At 71.9% G+C, this 5262-nt stretch carries 7 protein-coding genes and 1 pseudogene; 4 read left to right on the top strand and 4 right to left on the bottom strand.

Annotation, left to right across the window (positions count from 1 at the left end; translation table 11 throughout):
- The 4 genes and pseudogenes from G3I65_RS57430 to G3I65_RS21530 all read left to right on the top strand — a co-directional run.
- Window positions 1-134 (top strand): annotated as a pseudogene (locus G3I65_RS57430) (molybdenum cofactor guanylyltransferase); the annotation flags it as partial.
- A 171-nt stretch (window positions 135-305) separates the two neighbouring features.
- Window positions 306-1376 carry a MoxR family ATPase gene (locus G3I65_RS21540; protein WP_160697712.1) on the top strand — a complete coding sequence of 357 codons (1071 nt, stop codon included), beginning with the start codon at window positions 306-308 and terminating at the stop codon, window positions 1374-1376.
- 7 nt (window positions 1377-1383) lie between these two features.
- Window positions 1384-2328, top strand: a complete 945-nt coding sequence (locus G3I65_RS21535; protein WP_160697711.1) for a DUF58 domain-containing protein — start codon at window positions 1384-1386, stop codon at window positions 2326-2328.
- Window positions 2325-3305, top strand: a complete 981-nt coding sequence (locus G3I65_RS21530; RefSeq protein WP_160697710.1) for a VWA domain-containing protein — start codon at window positions 2325-2327, stop codon at window positions 3303-3305. Before G3I65_RS21535 ends, G3I65_RS21530 begins: the two co-directional genes overlap by 4 nt.
- 1 nt (window position 3306) lies before the next feature.
- On the opposite strand, the gene G3I65_RS21525 is transcribed toward G3I65_RS21530, so the two are convergent.
- The 4 genes from G3I65_RS21525 to G3I65_RS21510 form a co-directional block, all read right to left on the bottom strand.
- Window positions 3307-3816, bottom strand: a complete 510-nt coding sequence (locus G3I65_RS21525; protein WP_160697709.1) for a hypothetical protein — start codon at window positions 3814-3816, stop codon at window positions 3307-3309.
- Window positions 3817-3839: 23 nt separating this feature from the next.
- The gene (locus tag G3I65_RS21520; protein WP_160697708.1) at window positions 3840-4301 is read right to left on the bottom strand and encodes a tRNA (cytidine(34)-2'-O)-methyltransferase; all 462 of its coding nucleotides are present in this window, start codon (window positions 4299-4301) and stop codon (window positions 3840-3842) included.
- Window positions 4302-4304: 3 nt separating this feature from the next.
- Window positions 4305-4727 (bottom strand): thioesterase family protein, encoded by a 423-nt coding sequence (locus G3I65_RS21515; RefSeq protein WP_160697707.1) that lies wholly within the window; start codon window positions 4725-4727, stop codon window positions 4305-4307.
- 15 nt (window positions 4728-4742) lie between these two features.
- Window positions 4743-5262: TAXI family TRAP transporter solute-binding subunit (locus tag G3I65_RS21510; RefSeq protein ID WP_275940160.1), on the bottom strand; the 520-nt coding region annotated here is incomplete at its 5' end.

Below are 5262 nucleotides of genomic sequence, written 5' to 3'. Positions count from 1 at the left end.
CGGCGTTGCCCGAGCAGGTGGAGAACGCCGCGCTGCGGCGGGTGCTGGGCGGACTGAGCGTCACCGAGGTGCCGGCCGAACGGGGCGAATCGGACGATATCGACACGCCCGAGGATCTTGAGCGGCACCGCTGAACCCGGGAACCGGATCAGCTTCACAGATGTCACACCGGGGAAGGTGTTGGCTACTCCCGGGGCAAGCCGTGCGTTCGCGTGCCGGATGAGACGAACGGCCGGGGGACGCAGTACGGTCGCACCGCGTGATCACCGTCGCGGGGGCGGCGCACGAACTTTCGAGGAGGCAGAGTGACCGAGCCCGGCTACGCCGAGGGCGGGAACGGCCAGCAGGCGACACCGGCCCGGGACGCCCAGTTGCTGGAGCGGACCGTGTTCGAGGTCAAGCGGATCATCGTCGGCCAGGACCGCCTGGTCGAGCGGATGCTGGTCGGGCTGCTGGCCAAGGGCCACCTGCTGCTCGAAGGCGTGCCCGGCGTGGCGAAGACCCTCGCCGTCGAGACCTTCGCCCGCGTCGTCGGGGGCTCGTTCTCCCGCGTCCAGTTCACGCCCGACCTGGTGCCCGCCGACATCCTCGGCACGCGCATCTACCGCCAGGGCGCCGAGCGGTTCGACGTCGAGCTCGGTCCGGTCGTGGCGAACTTCGTGCTCGCCGACGAGATCAACCGCGCGCCCGCCAAGGTGCAGTCGGCGATGCTCGAGGTGATGGCCGAGCGGCACGTGTCGATCGGCGGGCAGACGTTCCCGATGCCCGACCCGTTCCTCGTGCTGGCCACCCAGAACCCGATCGAGAACGAGGGTGTGTACCCGCTGCCCGAGGCGCAGCGCGACCGCTTCCTGTTCAAGATCGTCGTCGAATACCCGACGGCCGAGGAAGAGCGCGAGATCATCTACCGGATGGGTGTCGCCCCGCCGACCCCGCACGAGGTGCTCAGCCCGAGCGAGCTGGTCCGGCTGCAGGGCGTCGCGTCGCAGGTGTTCGTGCACCACGCCCTCGTCGACTACGTCGTGCGCCTGGTGCTGACCACCCGCACGCCGAACGAGCACGGCCTCGCCGACGTCGCCGGCTGGGTGTCCTACGGCGCTTCGCCGCGTGCGAGCCTCGGCATCATCGCCGCCGCGCGGGCGCTGGCCCTGGTCCGCGGCCGGGACTACGTGCTGCCGCAGGACGTCGTCGACGTCGTGCCGGACGTGCTGCGCCACCGGCTCGTGCTGTCCTACGACGCGCTGGCCGACGGCGTGCCGATCGACCACATCATCACGCGCGTGCTGCAGACCGTGCCGTTGCCGCAGGTCTCGGCCCGGCCGCAGGGCGGGGCCGGCCAGGGTGGCCCGGTCCCGGCGGGCGCGCCGGTCAGGTAACCCGGCGATGGCGAAGAACGAGAAGGGCGACCGCCCTTCGTGGGCGCCGCCGGTGCTGCGCGGCGACCGGATGGAGGCCGGGCTCCGGACCCTGGAGCTCGACGTCCGCCGCCGGCTCGACGGGCTGCTGCAGGGCAACCACCTCGGCCTCGTGCCGGGGCCGGGCTCCGAGCCTGGCGAGGCGCGTCCCTACCAGCCCGGTGACGACGTGCGCCGGATGGACTGGGCGGTCACCGCCCGCACCACGACCCCGCACATCCGCGAGACCGTGGCCGACCGCGAGCTGGAGACGTGGGTCGTCGCCGACCTGTCGGCCAGCCTCGACTTCGGCACGGCGCTGTGCGAGAAGCGCGACCTGGTGGTCTGCGCGGTCGCGGCGGTCGCGCACCTCACCGGTGGCGGCGGCAACCGGATCGGCGCGCTGATCTCCACCGGTGCCGACACGACCCGCATCCCGGCGCGTGGCGGCCTCGCGCACGCCCGCGGCCTGGTGCGGAAGCTGGCGGAGACCCCGCGGGCGCCCGAGGGCACTCGCGGTGATTTCGCTGCCGCTTTGGAAGCGCTGCGTCGTCCGCCGCGCCGCCGCGGCCTGGCCGTGGTGATCTCCGACTTCCTGGGCGACACGTCCTGGGAGCGGCCACTGCGCGCGCTGGGCGGGCGCCACGAACTGATCGCGATCGAAGTCCTCGACCCGCGCGACGTCGACCTGCCCGAGGTGGGCACCGTCGTGCTGGCCGACCCGGAGACAGGGAAACAGCGCGAAGTGCACGCTTCGGCCTTGCTGCGCAAGGAGTTCGGGGCCGCGGCCCACGCCCACCGGCAGAAGGTGGCGGCCGGCCTGCGCCGCGCGGGTGCGGCGCACCTGACGCTGCGCACTGACGCCGACTGGATCGCCGACATGGTGCGGTTCGTCGTCGCCCGAAAGCGGCGCTGGTCCGGGGGTGTCGCGTGAGTTTGACGGGCTTCACCGCGCCCTGGTGGTTCCTGCTCCTGATCGCCGTGGCGGCGGTCGCCGTCGGGTACGTGCTCGCCCAGCGGGCGCGGCGGAAGCGGACCATGCGGTTCGCGAACCTCGACCTGCTGGAGCGGGTCGCGCCGAAGAGCCAGGGCTGGGTCCGGCACGTGCCGGCGGTGCTGATCGTGCTGTCGCTGCTGCTGCTCACCGTGGCGCTCGCCGGGCCGACCGCCGAGCAGAAGGTGCCGCGCAACCGGGCCACCGTGATGCTGGTGATCGACGTGTCGCTGTCGATGGAGGCCACCGACGTCGCCCCGACGCGGCTGAAGGCGGCGCAGGACGCGGCGACGCAGTTCGCGCAGAACATGACCCCGGGGATCAACCTGGGCCTGATCTCGTTCGCGGGTACGGCGACCGTGCTGGTCAACCCGACGACGGACCGCAACGGCGTGATCAAGGCGATCGAAAACCTGAAGCTGGCGCAGTCGACGGCGACCGGTGAGGGCATCTTCGCGGCCCTGCAGTCGGTGGAGAGCTTCTCCACCGTCGTGGGCGGCGCCGACGGACCGCCGCCGGCCCGGATCGTGCTGATGTCGGACGGCAAGCAGACGGTGCCGGAGGACCTGTACGCGGCGCGCGGCGGCTACACGGCGGCGCAGGCGGCGAAGCAGGCGGGCGTCCCGATCTCGTCGATCTCGTTCGGCACCACGCACGGCTCGGTCGACATCGACGGCAAGGCCCAGCCGGTGAGCGTGGACGACGAGTCGCTGCGCGAGATCGCGCGGCTTTCCGGCGGCGACTTCTACAAGGCGGCCAGCGCCGAGGAGCTGAAGAAGGTCTACGCGGACCTCGGCGAGCAGATCGGCTACGAGATCAAGGACGCCGACGCGAGCAAGCCGTGGGTGGTCGTGGGCACGCTGATCCTGATGATCGGCGCGGCGGCCAGCCTGTTCTTCGGGCAGAGACTCCCGTGACTCAAGCTCGGCGGACGCCGTGCAGGCTTCCGCCGAGCAGGGTCACCCCGGAGAGGACGCCGCTGACGAAGGGAACCCACTCCGCGGCGCTCCCGAGCAGGGCGAGACCGACGACGCCGAGCACGGTCAGGACCGCGCCGACCACCAGGATCGACCGCGTCTTCCACGCCCAGGCCAGCGCGACGAAGTGCAGCCCGACGATCGTGGCGATCCAGGCGACGTTGGCCTCCACCGGCGCTTCCAGCAGGGTCAGCACGAAGAACCCGGCGACCAGCAGCACGACTTCGCCGATGACGATCACCCGGTAGCTCGGCCCGAACACCGGCCGTCCCTCGAGCGTCGGCCGCCCGCCCGCGCGCAGGCCGAGCACCACCACGGCCGCGAGCGCGAGCACGGCGAGGGCACGCAGCACCCAGCCGAGCGCCGCGGGCAGCGGCGGACCGGAGTTGACCACGACGAACACGGCACCGAACGCGGCGCCGATGAGCGCCCCCAGGAACTGCTGTCGCATCCGGCGAACCTACCGGACGTCGATCAAGTACCCGCGAAGCCGTTCTGCCGCCAGGCTTCGTAGACCGTGATCGCCGCGGTGTTGGCCAGGTTCAGCGACCGGCTGGTCGGCAGCATCGGCAGCCGCACGCGTTCGGTCACCTCGGGCGCTTCCTGCACCGACGCCGGCAACCCGACCGACTCAGGCCCGAACAGCAGCACGTCACCCGGTGCATACGCGACCTCGGTGTACAGCCGGGTCGCCGACGCGCTGAACGCGTACACCTTCGCCGGCAGCAGCGCTTCCCAAGCGGCGGACAGGGAAGCGTGGACGTGCACCCGGGCGAGGTCGTGGTAGTCGAGCCCGGCGCGGCGCAACTGCTTGTCCTCCAACGTGAACCCGAGCGGTTCGACGAGGTGCAGCTCGCAGCCGGTGTTGGCGGCCAGGCGGATCGCGTTGCCGGTGTTCGGCGGGATTTCGGGGTGGTAGAAGAGAACGCGGAACACGGCTCAGCCTTCCAGGAGCGCCGCGTAGATCTTGCGGACCGCGTCCGGCGGGGCCGCCGGGCGCAGCGTCGCCGGGTCGATGAAGACGTACCGGACATTCGCGGTCTGGATGAGCGTCTCGCCGCGGTGGATCTCGAAGTCGAAGATGAGTGACGTCGTGCCGAGGTGGTTCAGGTACTGCGAAACGACGAGCTCGTCGTCGTAGCGCGCGGGTGCGCGGAACTTGAGGTTCGCCTCCGCGACCACGACGTCGGTGCGGTGGGCGAGGAACTCGTCGTGCGAACCGAACAGCGCCTTCTCCGCCTCGAACGCGCACATGTCCACATAGGCCAGGTAGTGGGCGTTGAAGACGATGCCCTGGCCGTCGCACTCGTGGTAGCGCACGCGCAGCGGCATCTCGACGATCGGGCGGCGGGGTTCGGTCACGAACCCAATCTACGGTCAGCCGTGCAGCGCCCGGTAAGCGGCCGCCGCACCCGGCTGCAGGGGGACCGGCTGCGTGCCGATCAGCGTGCGCACGTCGAGGAACTGCGTCCCGACGGCTTCGGCGGGTACCAGCGCGGTCGCCCGTTCGACGAGCAGCCGGACCACCGCCGCCGCGACGTCGTCGGGCAGGGCGGGGGAGCAGACCAGCAGGTTCGCGACGCCGATCGTGCCCAGCGCGCCGACCCCGCGGTACGCGCCGTCGGGCACCTGGACCTGGTCGTAGACCGGGCCGTACGCGGCGCGCAGCGCGGGCACCACCGAATCCAGGGGCAGCAGCGCGATCGGGGTGGTGCGGGTGAGGTCGGCGAGCTTGGGCGTCGGCACCCCGCCGGACCACAGCATGGCGTCGATCCGGCGGCCGGCCAGCGCGCGGACGGCGTCGTCGAACAGCAGGTGCCGGGCGTCGACCGCGACTCCGGCCTTCGCGAACAGGCGCTCGCCGAGCTGGGCGGCGCCGGACCCGCCCGCGCCGAGC

It is taken from the genome of Amycolatopsis sp. SID8362 (assembly GCF_010550475.1).
GTDB classification, from domain to species: domain Bacteria; phylum Actinomycetota; class Actinomycetes; order Mycobacteriales; family Pseudonocardiaceae; genus Amycolatopsis; species Amycolatopsis eburnea.
This window is presented reverse-complemented; position numbering and strand designations above follow the sequence as displayed.